Annotated in this window: 17 protein-coding genes; 5 read left to right on the top strand and 12 right to left on the bottom strand. The window is 37.7% G+C overall.

Annotated elements, in window-relative coordinates; all coding sequences use genetic code 11:
• The first annotated feature begins 72 nt into the window (after nucleotides 1-72).
• A complete protein-coding gene (locus tag CRS_RS00495; protein WP_142722143.1) occupies nucleotides 73-864 on the top strand; it encodes a hypothetical protein in 792 nt (263 codons plus the stop codon).
• A 91-nt stretch (nucleotides 865-955) separates the two neighbouring features.
• Here CRS_RS00495 and CRS_RS00490 read toward each other — a convergent pair whose 3' ends face one another.
• The 3 genes from CRS_RS00490 to holA form a co-directional block, all read right to left on the bottom strand.
• Nucleotides 956-1,333, bottom strand: coding sequence for a VOC family protein (locus CRS_RS00490; RefSeq protein ID WP_142722142.1), 378 nt, complete (start codon nucleotides 1,331-1,333; stop codon nucleotides 956-958).
• Between the two features lie 442 nt (nucleotides 1,334-1,775).
• Nucleotides 1,776-2,717: a thioredoxin-disulfide reductase gene (trxB, locus tag CRS_RS00485; RefSeq protein ID WP_142722141.1), complete on the bottom strand. Its 942-nt coding sequence runs from the start codon at nucleotides 2,715-2,717 to the stop codon at nucleotides 1,776-1,778.
• 229 nt (nucleotides 2,718-2,946) lie between these two features.
• Entirely contained in the window at nucleotides 2,947-3,984 is a 1,038-nt protein-coding gene (gene holA, locus CRS_RS00480) for a DNA polymerase III subunit delta (protein WP_142722140.1), read from the bottom strand.
• 7 nt (nucleotides 3,985-3,991) lie between these two features.
• Here holA and CRS_RS00475 point away from each other — a divergent pair, with 7 nt between their 5' ends.
• A complete protein-coding gene (locus CRS_RS00475; protein ID WP_142722139.1) occupies nucleotides 3,992-4,423 on the top strand; it encodes a type I restriction enzyme HsdR N-terminal domain-containing protein in 432 nt (143 codons plus the stop codon).
• A 191-nt stretch (nucleotides 4,424-4,614) separates the two neighbouring features.
• The gene (locus CRS_RS00470; RefSeq protein WP_142722138.1) at nucleotides 4,615-5,358 is read left to right on the top strand and encodes a dienelactone hydrolase family protein; all 744 of its coding nucleotides are present in this window, start codon (nucleotides 4,615-4,617) and stop codon (nucleotides 5,356-5,358) included.
• A gap of 86 nt (nucleotides 5,359-5,444) precedes the next feature.
• Here the strand turns inward: CRS_RS00470 and CRS_RS00465 are convergent, their stop codons facing one another.
• The gene (locus tag CRS_RS00465; protein ID WP_142722137.1) at nucleotides 5,445-6,320 is read right to left on the bottom strand and encodes a T9SS type A sorting domain-containing protein; all 876 of its coding nucleotides are present in this window, start codon (nucleotides 6,318-6,320) and stop codon (nucleotides 5,445-5,447) included.
• 226 nt (nucleotides 6,321-6,546) lie between these two features.
• Here CRS_RS00465 and CRS_RS00460 point away from each other — a divergent pair, with 226 nt between their 5' ends.
• Nucleotides 6,547-9,429, top strand: a complete 2,883-nt coding sequence (locus CRS_RS00460; RefSeq protein ID WP_142722136.1) for a histidine kinase — start codon at nucleotides 6,547-6,549, stop codon at nucleotides 9,427-9,429.
• The gene (locus tag CRS_RS00455; RefSeq protein WP_142722135.1) at nucleotides 9,426-10,181 is read left to right on the top strand and encodes a LytTR family DNA-binding domain-containing protein; all 756 of its coding nucleotides are present in this window, start codon (nucleotides 9,426-9,428) and stop codon (nucleotides 10,179-10,181) included. The genes CRS_RS00460 and CRS_RS00455 overlap by 4 nt, the downstream gene beginning before the upstream one ends.
• 70 nt (nucleotides 10,182-10,251) lie before the next feature.
• On the opposite strand, the gene CRS_RS00450 is transcribed toward CRS_RS00455, so the two are convergent.
• The 8 genes from CRS_RS00450 to CRS_RS00415 form a co-directional block, all read right to left on the bottom strand.
• On the bottom strand, nucleotides 10,252-10,623 hold the full coding sequence (locus tag CRS_RS00450) for a cupin domain-containing protein (protein WP_002980258.1): 372 nt from the start codon (nucleotides 10,621-10,623) through the stop codon (nucleotides 10,252-10,254).
• Nucleotides 10,620-11,147: a GNAT family N-acetyltransferase gene (locus CRS_RS00445; protein ID WP_142722134.1), complete on the bottom strand. Its 528-nt coding sequence runs from the start codon at nucleotides 11,145-11,147 to the stop codon at nucleotides 10,620-10,622. Before CRS_RS00445 ends, CRS_RS00450 begins: the two co-directional genes overlap by 4 nt.
• 3 nt (nucleotides 11,148-11,150) lie before the next feature.
• Complete coding sequence (locus CRS_RS00440) at nucleotides 11,151-11,753, bottom strand: DUF2911 domain-containing protein (protein WP_142722133.1); 603 nt, start codon at nucleotides 11,751-11,753, stop codon at nucleotides 11,151-11,153.
• Nucleotides 11,754-11,860: 107 nt separating this feature from the next.
• A complete protein-coding gene (locus CRS_RS24770) occupies nucleotides 11,861-12,904 on the bottom strand; it encodes a bifunctional transcriptional activator/DNA repair enzyme AdaA (RefSeq protein WP_142722132.1) in 1,044 nt (347 codons plus the stop codon).
• 2 nt (nucleotides 12,905-12,906) lie between these two features.
• A complete protein-coding gene (locus CRS_RS00430) occupies nucleotides 12,907-13,671 on the bottom strand; it encodes an isocitrate lyase/phosphoenolpyruvate mutase family protein (protein ID WP_142722131.1) in 765 nt (254 codons plus the stop codon).
• A 78-nt stretch (nucleotides 13,672-13,749) separates the two neighbouring features.
• Nucleotides 13,750-14,262, bottom strand: coding sequence for a methylated-DNA--[protein]-cysteine S-methyltransferase (locus CRS_RS00425; protein ID WP_142722130.1), 513 nt, complete (start codon nucleotides 14,260-14,262; stop codon nucleotides 13,750-13,752).
• A gap of 10 nt (nucleotides 14,263-14,272) precedes the next feature.
• Nucleotides 14,273-14,848 (bottom strand): DinB family protein, encoded by a 576-nt coding sequence (locus CRS_RS00420; protein ID WP_142722129.1) that lies wholly within the window; start codon nucleotides 14,846-14,848, stop codon nucleotides 14,273-14,275.
• Nucleotides 14,849-14,901: 53 nt separating this feature from the next.
• Complete coding sequence (locus tag CRS_RS00415; protein WP_142722128.1) at nucleotides 14,902-15,420, bottom strand: Crp/Fnr family transcriptional regulator; 519 nt, start codon at nucleotides 15,418-15,420, stop codon at nucleotides 14,902-14,904.
• Nucleotides 15,421-15,444 lie beyond the last annotated feature (24 nt).

Genomic DNA, 15,444 nt, shown 5'->3' with positions numbered 1-15,444 from the left:
ACTATTTTTCAGATGTTTACTCAATCTTTCACTAAAAACACTGCTATTACCGTCTCGCTAATTTTCTCCTTTATGGCTTTTTGTCAAAAAACGCCCATGTCTGTTCTTCCTTCCGGCCATCTTGTAGTTGGCGCTGAAGTGGATGGTAAAAAAGGAAATTTTATTTTTGATACGGGAGGAGGAATCAATCTTTTTCTTGGAAACTTTTCCAAAGAACTGGGAGCCAAAGAAACCTATAATTATCTGACTGCCTTCAGGGCCACAGGAGAAAAGATGACCATTCCCCTGTTCAAATCAAAGGAGATTATTTTTAACGGTAAAAAGTTTAAAAATATCTGGTATTCTACCCACGATATGGAAATTAAAGGAATTGACGGGTTAATTTCCCTTCCAATGCTTTATGACACTGAGTTCATCATAGATTATACTACCAATGAGCTTATTTTTCCCAAAGAGAAACTGAACAGTAAGAAAGTGATGGATATCCAGCTGTCAACCAATGCTGACCAGTCTCTGGATATTACAACATATGTGCTTCTGAATAACAAATACAGGATTAATGTTCTCCTCGATTCCGGATCCGGTAAAGATTCTTTCTGGTTGAGTGAACGCCTGATGAAAACACTGGATATCAAAAAAGGGAACCTCCAGGTAATTGAAAATAAAAGTGAATTTAACCCTGATCTAATAACCAAGTTTTATAAGGGAAATATTGGTTCCATTTCCACCTCTTTTGCCACCGTTGAAAACCCTGCCGTTTTTTTTGTAGAAGGTCTTATCTATGAAGGTAAAACAAGCATCAACTGGCTTGGTAAAAAACTGGGATTTAATCTTAAAGATAAAAAGATCTATATTCTGGATTAAAGACAATAATGAAGTAAAACGGTCACTCTGACGAAAGAAAAATCTCAAACCTGAGTAACATTCTCCTTTCGTCAGAATGACAGTGTAGAAATTACTCTCCTGCCGGCTCAAATAATTCGATTTTGTTTCCCTCCGGATCCAGGATGTGTACAAATTTCCCATATTCATACGAAGTCACCTCATCCAAAACCGTTACACCTTCTTTTTTCAGCTCCTCTACCAGTGTTTCAATATTTTCTACATGATAATTGATCATGAATTCTTTTGATGAGGGCTCAAAGTATTGGGTAGACTCTTTAAAAGGGCTCCACAGCGTATATCCTTTTTTATTGGAATCTGCGTCTTTCCAGTCGAATTTAGCACCGTATGGACTGGTGGGCAGCCCAAGATGGGTTTTGTACCACTCGTTTACTTGTTCCGGGTCTTTACACTTAAAGAAGATGCCTCCGATAGCGGTTACTCTTTTCATTTTTGATTCGTTTTTTCAGTTTACATATAATGAGATGCAAAGTATGATCGTTTGCAGTTTCACAAATATATTAATGTTTTCATTAGAGATTTTATTATTTTTTCATTAGAGACTTAATATGGAGATTTTTTATTGGAAAACATAATGGCAAAAGTGATGTTAAAAGGACTTCTTATAAGGCACAAAGATTTTATACCCAAAAAATTATTGTGAAATTTATTCCATTTCACGCTGATTTTGCAGATACTGATAAAAACCTGTGTGATCTGTGAAAACAGTATTATCATCTGCTGAAAATCTTCAATTTTCTTGCGTCTTAAAATAAAGCATAAAACGTAAAATTGCGCCTTTGCGATTCTCAAGCAAAAGAAATGCGCAGACATAAGTAAAACGAAAAAGCGCACCCACGGGGCACGCTTTATATTATATAAACTGAATAATATTAGTGTAGTTCAGCTAAATATTTCTCTGCATCCATAGCAGCCATACATCCGCTTCCAGCAGCGGTAATAGCCTGTCTGTAGATGTGGTCCTGAACATCCCCGGCAGCAAATACGCCCGGAAGATTCGTTCTTGAAGAACCTTTTTCAGTAACAATATATCCGTTTTCATCAAGATCCACCTGACCTGCAAAGATATCCGTATTCGGTTTGTGGCCAATGGCGATGAAGATTCCTTCAACGTCTACAGTAGACTTCTCCTGAGTCTGGTTATTGATAATTACCGCTCTTTCTACCAGGCTGTTTTCCCCTTCAATTCCGATTAATTCATGGTGAAATTTCACTTCAATATTCGGAGTGCTTTCTACCCTGTGAACCATTGCTTTTGAAGCTCTGAAAACGTCTTTTCTCACCAAGAGAGTCACTTTCTTACAAAGTTTTGCAAGATAAGTAGCCTCTTCTGCTGCTGTATCTCCTGCTCCTACTACCACCACGTCTTTTCCTCTGTAAAAGAATCCGTCACATGTAGCACAGGCAGAAACACCTCCCCCTGCATATTTTTTCTCATCTTCTAGACCTAAATATTTTGCTGTAGCTCCTGTAGAGATGATTACTGTTTTGGCAAGGATCTCTTTGTTTCCTGCATATAATTTGTGAACACCGCCTACTTCTTTAGCGAATTCAGCTTTAGTGATCATTTCGTAATGAACTTTGGTATCAAATCTTTCTGCCTGTTTTTGCAGATCCATCATCATTTCAGGACCTGTAATCCCGGCTGGATACCCTGGAAAGTTATCCACTTCAGTAGTGGTTGTTAATTGTCCGCCCGGCTCCAAACCTGTATACAGTTCAGGTTTTAAGTCTGCTCTTGCTGCATAGATAGCAGCTGTGAAACCAGAAGGCCCAGATCCAACGATCACACAATCTAAAATGTTTTGCTCCATAATTTGCTTTGTTCGAAAAGATTTAATTTGAATTAAGACCGCTAATTTCGGAATTTTTAATTTCTTTTTAAAGTTATTTTAATGATACTTGTCAATATCAGATATGCGGATTGTCAATGAAGGCTACAAGATGCTGGAGTCAAGAGTCAATGCAGGGTACGGGTTTAAAAACACCTGTTCTTTATCTATTATCTCTCCGTCTATCATCTATCATCTATCATCTCCCTCACTACACTTTCATCTTAATCTTATCTACATTGATGATCTTGTACACAAGTTCTATGATCAGTTCGGCTTCTCCCATATTCACTGCCCCCAGCCCTTTTCCTTTCATATCGAATTCGCGTAAAATGGAAATCACTCTTGTAGCATGTTTTAAGGGATAAAGTCTGGCACTTTCAGCATAATCTTTGATAAAATAAGGATTTACGCCCATTTGCGAGGCAATTGTCTGCGGCGACTGACCTGCCATGGTCTGATAGATAATCACATTTGAAAAATAATTGTAAAGACTTGCCAGCATCATGACAAAGGGATTATTCTTCGGGTTTTTTCCCATGAAATGGGCAATTTTAAAAGCTGCATTGGCATTTTTTGTCCCGAGAGCCTTCTGAAGTTCAAAGATATTATACTCCTTACTGATGCCAATATGATTTTCAACAATGGTACCGTCAAGAATTTCTCCTTCTTTAAGGATCATCTTCAGCTTGTTCAGCTCATTGGCAATTCTGGACAGATCGTTTCCAAGATATTCTGCCAGAAGATGGGAAATGTTGGGAGCAGTATTGATTTTAAGCTTTACACATTCATCCGAAATCCATTTGGGCAGATTATTTTCCTTTACAGATTCGCTCAGAAAAAGCATTTTAGCTTTATCCAGAGCTTTGGCAGCCTTCTTTCTGCTGTCCAGCTTCTTATGTTTGTGTGCGAAAACCAGTACTGTAGAAGGTACCGGATTGTCTACATACGATTCCAGAATTCTGTTTTCCTCTTCATTGAATCTTAAATCCTGAGCTTCTTTCACGATAATCACCTGCTTATCTCCCATCATCGGAAACTGTCTTGCCAGAGAAAGGACTTCCTGATAGGTAGTATCTTTTCCGTAAGTAACCGTTTGGTTGAAAGCTTTTTCATCTTCTTCCAAAAAGTTGTGTTCAAGGGCTTTTACTGCAACATCAATAAAGTAGGGTTCTTCTCCGTGGAAAAAATAAATCGGTAAAACTTCTTTATTTTTAATATTTTTGAGGATTAAATCTAATTCTTTCATCTTATTAATGGAACTTCCAAAACTGAATTTTCAGGAAACTTTTGATTTTAAATTCAAGAAAGACAAAGATAAGTTTTTTATTTATGATTTGGTTCGCAAAACTTATCTTCTGCTCACTCCTGAGGAATGGGTCAGACAGCACTGGATTCATTATTACCTGACTGTAAAATCGTATTCTACATCAGCCCTGATTACTGAAAAAAAAATCATTCTGAACGGTCTTACCAAACGTATAGATCTTCTTATCACTGAAAAAACAGAACCTGTAATTCTGATTGAATGCAAGGCTCCACAAATAAAATTAACGGAAAAAACATTTGAACAGACTGCCAGGTATAATTCTATTATCGGAGCAAAGGAAATCATCCTGACCAATGGACTTCAGCATATCAATGCCTATTATGAAGAAGGGCAGTATCAGTTTTACAGACCAAACTGAGATAAGAACAGAATTAAAAAAAGAATTTAAATAATATTCTATTCATATTCTTTCTGAGTTATTTTTATTAATTTCGATAAGGTTTTTCTAGACACTAATATCACAAACTTCTACATGAATCACAACAATTGTTATGCTGTGTATTGGTGAAAAAGGATTAGTGTAGCTTATATGAATATAAATTACAAAATATGATACGTTCCATCTTATTAACCGCAATGATTATGGCTTCTGGATCCCTTTTCAGTCAAAAACTTAAACCTGTTTCCTACCAGGACGGTTCACAGAAATTAAATGGCCTCATTACCTCCAATGCTGGAAAAAAACTTCCGGGAGTTCTGATTCTTCCAGCCTGGAAAGGTATTGACGAAGAAGCTAAAACAGCAGCTATTGAACTTGAAAAGCAAGGCTATATTGCTTTTATTGCTGATATTTATGGTGAGGGAAAAATTCCTGCAGACAATGAATCTGCTGCTAAAACTTCCGGATATTACAAACAGAATTATCAGGAATACCAGAAAAGGATATCGTTGGCATTGGAGCAGCTGAAGAAAAACGGAGCTATTTCTGACAAGGTAGCTGTCATCGGATATTGTTTCGGAGGTACCGGGGCTCTGGAATCTGCAAGAGGACATTTACCTGTTGCCGGTGTGGTTTCCATTCACGGAAGTCTGGCCAAAGACCAAAGCAGAAAAAATGAAGCCTTAACCGCTAAAATCCTGGTTGAAAATCCGGCTGATGATAAAAGCGTAACTCCTGATGATTACAATAATCTCATCAAAGAGATGAATGAAGGAAATGCCGACTGGCAGATTATTACCTACGCCCATTCAAAACACACCTTTACAGATCCGAAATCACCGGATTACAATGAAACCATGGCCAAAAGAGCATGGAATCATACCCTTATGTTTTTAAAGGAAATTCTGAAATAGTTTCAGCTCATCCCTCTGAATGATCAAAATAGCAAAAGCGCACCAAGGTGCGCTTTTCTCATCAATATTAGTTTTTATCCACAAGATTATTTTTTTATGATGGGTAAAGAACCGGCATTTCCGCTACTGGATTGCCAGTTCACATAGTAAGTTCCCGACAATCCTTTTTGAAGATCTATAGGCAGTTTATTAACTCCTGACTCAATATCTGTCTTATATCCATATAAAGTTTTACCTGCAATATCTGTAACCATTACAGTAATCGTTTCTCTTCCTGAAGCAGTGTACTCAAGCTCTGAAAATCCACTGGTTGGATTTGGATAAATTTTCGTTTTGCTCTGATTGGTATTAGCTGATTTACTTACTGTTGGAATTATAGGCGGACAAGGATCACAGATGTGGCAAAGAAATTTGGTACACTGAAGAAGATATTCTGTAGAAGCAGTCCGGGTAAGAGTTACTCCATATCCGTAGCTTCCAGTCTGTCCTATATAATAAAATAATCCGCGATCCATCTCAGGCGTCCAACACCCGGGAATAATGGTTGTAGAACCTCCAATGGCCGTTGGAACTGGATAATAAAGACTAGCCAGTCCTGGATTAGAAAAAGAAACTTTAAATGTTCGGATTACAGGAGGTTGCCCAACAACAGAAAATAATTCTGGAAATGTGTAAATATACTTTGGATCTGCACCTAGAACTTTATTTTGAGAAAACGAAAAAGATTCTTTTAGTGAACCTGACTTAATTTCCAATAATGCAGGTGAAGGTACATGTCCGGGTACGGTAGACCCCACAGTCTGTCTGGTTATTGTTACTTTTGTACCAGATGGCTCGATGGGAACAAACTGTGCGCTTAAAAATGTGCTGCAAAATACAGCCACTGTAAGAAGAAGACCACCTTTTCGTCCTCCTAAAAATGATTCTGATGATCTCAAGATCTCTGTTAAAGTTTTTTTCATAAGATAATATTTTTGTGATGGCGTTCTTTATTATCACGGGACGCCGTTACCGATAAACAGGTACAAGTTGTCTATTTTTTAATGGAAAAAAAAGGACTAATGAGCAAGTGAGCAGGATATAAACCTAAGCGAGTATTTTGATCTTTTTAATGAGAAAAAGAGCTGTAAATATGACACATCGAGGTATTTCTCATTCTGGAGATTTTTCTATATTAGCCTGAAAACTATGTATCATTACCGTCTCATATTATTCCTGTTGCTTCATAGCCTCCTGATGTACAGTCAGAAGCCGCAACTTCGTCATTATAGTTTAAGTGACGGACTGCCCAGTAATACGGTATACTCCGTGTATCAGGACAGCAAAGGATTTATCTGGTTCTGTACCAGCTGGGGCATTTCCAGATTTGACGGGCATCATTTTGAGACCATTACCAGTAATCATGGTCTTCCGGATAATGAAACTTTTCGGGCGTGGGAGGATTCCTGGCAGAGATTATGGGTAAGCACCTATAACGGAAGCCCAACCTATATTTATAATGGAAAAGTATATTCTGCACAGAATGATAAACTGTGCCGTCTCCTGGAAAAAAGAAGAATCAGCTTTTATGATATTGCTCCAAGATGGGATCTTTATTCTGATCAGCATAAGAAATATATAATAGGTAAAAATAGCATTTCCAACCCCAAAGACAGCACTGCACAATCTCCTTACTTACATTTTTCTGATCAGGGGAAAGATTACTATGTTTCAGAAAAGAGAATCATAAGGAAGAATTATCCGGGATCAACAACCATTCATACATTCAAAGAAAAAGCAGTAAGAACATGTTTCTATTTCAAAGGTCATCTTTATACAAGGTATCTTAATATCTTGTATGATGTTGTATTTAAGGGAAATAAACCGGTAGTCAAAAAAATTGAAATGCCCAGCAACATTCTTGATCTTACGATAGGCAAAAATGGTAAAATATGGAGCTGTACAACAAGTGGAATTCTGGAATACGATCCTGATCGACCGGCAGGTCAAAATCCATATTATATTGCCGTGAAAGGCATTGTAAGCTACAGCAGTTTCATAGACAGACAGGGTAATAGCTGGTATCCAACCAATGAAGGGGTCTATATGCAGCCAGCCAATAAAACCCTTGTATATACAACAGCTGACGGGCTTATAGATAATAATGTTCTCACTGTAAAATATTTGCCGGGAGGAAAACTTTTGGCAGGATATAGCAACAGTGCTATTATGATCAGGGATAAAAACAGCTTCAAACCTTTATATACACTGGGTGATGGACAATGGAACAGACTACGGTATTTTTTACCTATTGATAATGATGCATTTTTTGTCGGAACAGACAAAGGTTTATACCAATGCAACCTGACCGGAAATCAATACACAAAACTTCTGGAATTTTCTCAAAAATCAGCATCTATCAGAAATAACACTGTACTGGTAAGTCAAACCAGCAATGAAAAAAGGAATCAGCTTATTTATGATCTCGAAGAAAAGAAATTTACCAAACTGCCGGAACTGACGACCACCACCATAGCTGCTCCGGCAACCGCTATTGACGAAAAAGGAATCTACTGGCTAGGGACAGTACAGGGTTTATTTTATTATAATTCAACTTTAAAAAAATTCATTCACGATCCATCTTTAGGCAAGAACCGGATAACGTCGCTGAATTTCCTGAAAGGCAAACTTGTTATCAGTACTCATTCTGATGGTATTTTTATTCGTGATGGCCAGAAAATAATTAAGCTAAATAAGACCAATGGGCTCATCAGTAATATCTGCGAAAAAGCTTATGTAGACGAGAAGGAAAGATTATGGGTTAATACGGACAAAGGCCTATCAAGGATCACTTTTGATGACCGGATGCACTACTCTATTTATCACTTTTCGGCAGCTGACGGAGTTCCGAGTCATATGATCAATAACATTACATTCGGGGAAGGAAAGGCTTTTCTTGCCACATCGAATGGAATTATTATGATCGATCAGGATCAGGTCAGTAAAAGTCAGCCTTACAAAGTGTATTTTCTGAAAGCCGTTTTTAAAGACAGTATTGTCTATTATCCAAAGCAGATCAGTCTCAAATACAACCAGAATAATGCTCAAATCTCCTATACTGCTATTTCTTATCTGGATGAAAAGGATATTAAATACAAATATCTTCTGTCCGGAGCGGAGAATGATACGGTGATTACAGAAGAAAGCACATTAACCCTCGGAGCTCTGAGACCCGGTAATTATCATCTGAAGATCTGGGCTTCCGGAAAAAATAATATCTGGAATAAAGCTCCCGCTGTGCTTGCCATTGTTGTAAAGCCTCCATTTTGGGAAGAACTTTGGTTTATAGGAGGAATATTTCTGCTATTGCTGGTTTTTATCATCATAATATACAGACATCGTATCAATATTATCCGCAAAAAAGAGGCTGAGAAAACCGAGAGAAAAAAGATGATCGCCGAACTGGAAATGCAGGCGCTCCGCGCTCAGATCAATCCTCATTTTATTTTCAATGTTCTGAATGCCATCCAGAATTATTATGGGAAAGAAGATGAATTAAACGCCAATTATTATATGGCCGCTTTTTCAGACCTGATACGAAAGACCCTCACCCATTCCAAAGAACATTGGAATACCATAGAAAAAGAAATGGGCATGCTGAAAACATATATCGAGCTGGAGCAAATGCGTTTTAAAAATCATTTTACCTATGAGATTTCTGTAGAACCGGGATTAGAACAAATAAAAATTCCTACTATGCTTCTTCAGACCTATACTGAAAACTCTATCAGCCATGGCTTGAGACATTTGAAAACAGGAGGAATTCTCAGAATATCCTGCAGCCGGAGTGAAGACTCTATCATTTGCATTGTGGAAGATAACGGAGTGGGATTTGAAAAAGCCCGTGAGTTTGACAGCAGGCCGGACGATTACAAATCTATGGGACTGAAAATTACCTCAGGAAGGATTTCTGCCATCAATGAACTCTATGGAACATCTATTTCGACAGAAATCACTGATAAAAAAAAGATAAACCCTGCAATACAGGGTACCATAGTCAGAATAACCATTAAAAACACACCTTTTCTATGAGCAGAATAAGATCTATTGTTGTAGATGATGAACAGGAATCCCGTGAAACGCTTCTCCGATTCTTATCTAAATATTGCCCCGATGTTGAAATCGTTGGAGAAGCAGGCTCTGTAAACGAAGCTGCTGAAGCCATCAGAGAGCTCTCACCTGAACTGGTCTTTCTGGATGTCAATATGCCTGTTGAAAACGGCTTTAAACTATTTGAAAAGATATCTGATATTCATTTTTATACAGTATTTGTTACAGCTTATGATCAGTATGCTGTACAGGCATTTAAACATCATGCAGTAGATTATCTTCTCAAGCCTATTGTGATCCATGAGCTCATCATTACGGTCAATAGGGTAGCCAAACTTTTGGAGGACAAAAACAAAATACAACAATTATCAGCCCTGCTTCAGCATATTAAAACTCCGGCTGAACAGACCAAAATTGCACTTCCTACTCTCGAGGGTCTTGTATATGTTCATACGATGGATATTGTACGTCTCCAGGCTGATGATAATTATACTTCCATCTTTTTCAAAGGAGGAAAAAAAATGATGATATCCCATACCTTGGCCTACTTTGAAGAAACACTGAAAGATCAGGGTTTTGTCCGTATTCATCATCAGCACCTTATTAACCTTCAGCATGTTGAAAAATACATCCGCGGCCGTGGTGGTTATATCATCATGAGTGATGAAACTTCTTTACAGGTATCTCAGAGAAAAAAAGATGAGTTTCTTCGAATTATTAAAAGAATGAAATAATAATGTATGGTAAGAAAAAAGCAAATCTACTGGGGTGTAGATTTGCTTTTATATATTTTTCAACCGATTCTTAGTCCACTCCTTCCTCTTCCCTGTGCACCAGCTCCATAGAAAATGCAGGAAGACAGATCGCAAGATATTCGCAGGGTTCTGAAAACGGGTTACTGTAACGGATTCTCGCTCCTTTTTCAATAAGAATACTCTGACCTTTTTCCAGTGTAACGATCTCACCGTCGATTTCAAATTGCTTTTTCCCGGAAATGATATATGTAAATTCATCAAATTCGGGTGTCTGATGAGGCTCACTCCAATCAGGAGGAGCGACCATATGAGCGATCGAAACATTGGAGTTTCCGGTAGAATTTCCCCAGTGCTCTTCAATCAGTTTTCCATCTGTGGTAGGCACTATAAATGGAGATTGTTGGATTTTATATTTTTTCATATCCAGTCTTCTTTTTTGATTTCATAAACAAAATTGGTTCTTGTAGGTTCCGCAAAATAAGCGACTTCTTCTTCAGCTATTTTTTGACCGCCAAGTCTCTCCAAAGCCTTTTGAGAACGGAAATTCTCTTTTCCGACATGGAAATGAGCTTTATCTACAAACTGAAAGATATAATCCAGCATCAGCTTTTTAACCTGCGGATTGATTCCTTTTCCCCATGACTTTGTTCCATAAAAAGTATACCCGATAAAAATATGGCTGTCTTTTTCATCAAAATCATAATAACGGGTGCTTCCCAATACATCTCCGGTCGCTTTCTCAATAATTTTGAAAGCTCCTTTGCTCTCCATAGCTCCTTTAAAAAAGTTTTCAAAAACCTCTTTCTTATAACGGTCCTTATTCGGGTGCTGTTCCCAGACTTCAGGATCGGAAGCCACTTCATATAAAGATTCAAAATCCCCTTGCTGTAAGGGGATTAATTGAAATTCTTCATTCTCTAAAACAGGCTGAACAGAAAAATTCATTGTTTAGCTTTTTTTAGCAGAATCTGATTCTATTTTCTTGATTTCTTTCAGTTTGTCAGAAATCTTGATTACAGTGTCTAATTTTGATGGTTTCAAAGGAACTTCTGCCTGAGCCATATCCCATTTGATCACCAGGTTTCCAGAATTTTCGTCTGTGGGATTCAGGGTTATTTCAAACCATTCCTGCTTGTCTGCCAATGTATTTACCGGTACCGTAACGTCTACTACGTCCTGTTTCGGATCGTAAGTATAAGCACCCCATTGCTGGAAGTCTTTGTTCAGAATTACTTTCCACTCTTTTTCTGCAGGAACGATGAATAGTCCATATGTCCCCGCAGGAACTATCTTCCCTCCGAAACTAACGGCCTGTCCGAAAGTAATTTTTGTAGAAGAGTTTGCTCCAGCTCTCCAAACCTGGCCATAAGGAACCAGTTCTCCGAAGATTTTACGCCCTTTCACTCCCGGTCTTCCATAATCAATGGTGATTTTAGACATAGAAAACTGCTGCTCTACTCTCTGACGCGGACTTGCCGCCGGCACAGAATAATCCTGCGCAAAACTGAATGCTGAAACTGAAATGCAAACTGCTATTATTAAATTTTTCACGTGTAAATTTTTGTTTAAAATTACAAAAATCAAAACAAAATAGCTTTCCCCTGTTCCAATAATTTTCACTTTACCGATATTATTCTATAACGTTATGGCTTTAGATATTAAAACAAAATAGCCTTTTCCAGCTCCAGTAATTTTTGTTTCCTCCAGATTCCTCCGCCATATCCGGTTAGATGACCGTTACTGCCAATCACACGGTGACATGGTATTATAATGGATATTTTATTTAAACCATTTGCATTGGCTACTGCTCTCACAGATTCAGGACTTCCCAGGATATCAGCCTGTTCCTGATAACTCATGGTTGTGCCGTAGGGAATCTCCTGCAAAATGTTCCAGACTTCTTTCTGAAAAGCTGTTCCTACAGGAGAAAGAGGAACTGTAAATACGGTCCTTTTTCCTTCGAAATATTCAGAAAGCTGTTTTTCCAGGGTATCAAAATGAGGATTTTCACCTTGTATAATATTTGCTTTAAAATATTCCGAGATACTTTTCAGCTCTGTCGGAAGTGCTTTTCTGTCTGAAAACTCCAGCAGACAGATTCCGTTTTCATCAGCACAGGCTATCATGGTTCCCAGCATGGTTTCTATTCTCTTCAGATCAATGATCTTTTCCATAGTATTATTCTTAGGTGATGCTCCAAAAATATTTTTAAAGCTCTCATTAAAGCCGCTCAGACTTTCATATCCCATGTCAAAGGCTACCTCTGTAACCGATTCTCCCTGCTGAAGTTTTTTAAATGCTGTATTGAGCTTTGACATTCTCTGAAAAGCATGAAAAGTTATTCCATGATGTTTCAGAAACCATCTGCGAATAGCCGCCGGTTCCATTCCTCTTTTCACAAGGTCATAATCTCTGATTTTCAATATCGGATCATCCGCAATTTCTTTAAGCAGTTTTTTAATGTATGGTGGGGTGGCATTGAGATTTTCAAGGGGCCTGCATACCTTGCAGGGACGGTAGCCTTTCAGTATTGCATCTTTGGTACTGGAAAAAAACTCTACATTTTCAAATTTGGGTTTCCTGGCCGTACAAGTAGGTCTGCAGAATATTCCCGTGGTTTTTACCCCCATCCAGAATATCCCTTCAAATGAAACATCTTTCATATAAGATGCCTCGTACATGATTTTTTCTGTAAGTTCCATGATTAAATAAAAAGCTTTGAAAAACTTTTTTCATCTGTAATCGTCTGTCCCGCTTTCTCCAGCTCTCTGTATATATGTCTGTACATAAAAGCACCTGAAGTAATCCTTTTAACACCTGATTTTTTAAGCGTGTCAAAATCCGGCAAATCAGGAAGGCACATCACATTCACGGGAAGATAAGTAGCTTCTGTAATGGTTCTGATAGCATTTTCAGAAGTCATTCCTGGAACGAAAACACCATCAGCTTTAAGTTCTTCAAAGAGTTTAATTCTCTCCAGGGTTTCTTCCAGCGCGTTCTCCATCTTCAGTAAAAAAGGATCTGTACGCACATTGATAAATATTTGATCTCTGTTCTCTCCTAATTTGATAAAAATATCTTTAAGCTTTTCATGGAAGACATTTCTGTCCATCAGTTTTCTTGTCCTGCCTGTCACATAACTATCTTCAATATTAATTCCCGATACTCCGATTTCAATCAGTTTCAGAATATTGGAGACAATGGTATCAATGTCACTGCCATACCCGGATTCCAGATCTACAGAAAGAGGAGTTGAAACTGAAGCTTTAATCCTTTTGATAATATAAAAGTATTCTTCGAAGCTCATCTGCTCCCCGTCCTCATATCCCAAACTCAATGCAACTGCCGAACTTGAGGTTGCTAATGCTTTATACCCTAGTTTTTCGTATACTCTTGCACTTTCTACATTCCATACATTACCCAAAAGCAATGGCTCTTCACCATGATGTAACTGTTTAAAACTGCTCATAATTTTTTTATTCAAAAGTAGAAAGATTATCGAGTGCTATACAACCGAAAAATGAACATCTATTTTTTCAATAATCTTCTAAAATAAGATGGCTTTTTCAAGTTCCAGCAGCTTCTGCTTTCTCCAGATTCCTCCGGCATAGCCTACCAATTCCCCGTTAGAACCTATTACACGGTGGCAGGGAATTAAAATCGCAATTTTATTGATTCCGTTCGCTGTTCCTACAGCACGTATCGCCCTGGGATTTCCCAATAGTTCTGATTGTTGTTTGTAGGTTCGTATTTCTCCCATTGGAATCTCACGCAAAAGCTGCCATACTTTTTCCTGAAATGCTGTTCCTGTCGTAAACAATGGCACTTCAAAATGGCTTCTTTTTCCTGCAAAATATTCTTTCAGCTCTTCCTCCAGCTGTTCGAAATGAGGATGATCTTTTTCTATGACATCTGCTTTCAAAGCCTTTGATAAAGATTTTAGCTGCTTATCCATATTCTTCCGGTCTGTAAATTCAAGCAGGCAGATCCCCTGATCTACAGCACAGGCAATCATTTCTCCCAGCGGGGTTGATATGTTTTTTTGAGATATAATTTCCATCAGCTTAAAATTAAGCTTTTTGGGAGATTGTTTCTTCTTTTTTATGCATTAAAATTCTTTTTATCTGTTCAATATGCCTTGCATTATGATAAATAACAAAACGAAAAGTATCTCCCAGTTTCAGTTTAATCAGCTTTGAAATACTGATACCTGTTTTTGTTTTTTCCAAATCAATAAACTTTGCTTCTTCTAATAGTTCAAGCAATTTTCCCTGCTGTTGTATGAATATATCTATAGTACTTTTATCCAGTTGGCTGTGGATAGGATTCGTTGCCTTAAGTGTTTTCATCTTATTCAGGTTTTCTTTGGGAAGCATGCTTTTGGCAAAATAATTCCCAAGAATCCCGGGTTTAAAATAAGATCGTGAAAATTTTTCGGCTGAATTAATATTACGGTTGATTTCAGGAATATAAAAAGCTCCGTAGCGGTTGAGATGTTCCAGACATTCCAATGCACTCCATCTGTCTTCTGAAATTCTGAAATTGAGATCATCTTCCGGTTTTAAAGACAGCATTGCAGCAAACTCTAAATGCTCTTTTGTCCTGTTTTTTAATTCATCCAATAATTCTGAGGTTGAAATTTTCATGACTTTTTTTATACAAATATCCGGATCCTATAATTCTTAAATATTGACTGAACTCAAGATTTTTTGAGTCTGGATAAAGTTTCGGGTGACATTCTCAGGTAATTGGCAATATACTTATTGGGTACTTCCTGAAACAGTTTCGGGCTTCGTTTCAAAACTCTTTCAAAACGCTCTCCCGGAGCATTGATGAGCAGATCTTTTTCTCTTTCCAGCTGTTGTAATACGAGATCTTCCAGAATATTCATCCAGAACTTCATATGTTCTTCGTCTGATTGTATAAACTCATAAAAATCCTTTTTTGAAGCTGTTTTTACCATTGTCTTTTTAATCGCCTGAATATAAAGATCCGAAGGCTTACCCGATAAAAAGGAATCCAGACTGACAATAATATTTCCGGTATATCCGAAACGAATAATCCTTTCCTCATTTTCATCCATCATAAAGATCCGCACGCTTCCGCTTTCAATAAAATAAATAGTGGTGTCTGTACTTCCTGAGATTTTCAGGAACTCATTCCGTCTGAATTCTTTCTTTTCCCAGTGGATTCCGCTTTGAAGCAATTTTTCAACCATTTCATTTTATTATTTGCTTTTCCA

Source organism: Chryseobacterium sp. ON_d1, assembly GCF_006829085.1.
In the GTDB taxonomy this organism is placed as follows: Bacteria; Bacteroidota; Bacteroidia; order Flavobacteriales; family Weeksellaceae; genus Chryseobacterium.
Note: the sequence above shows the minus strand (reverse complement) of the source record. Positions and strands in the feature narration are given on the sequence as shown.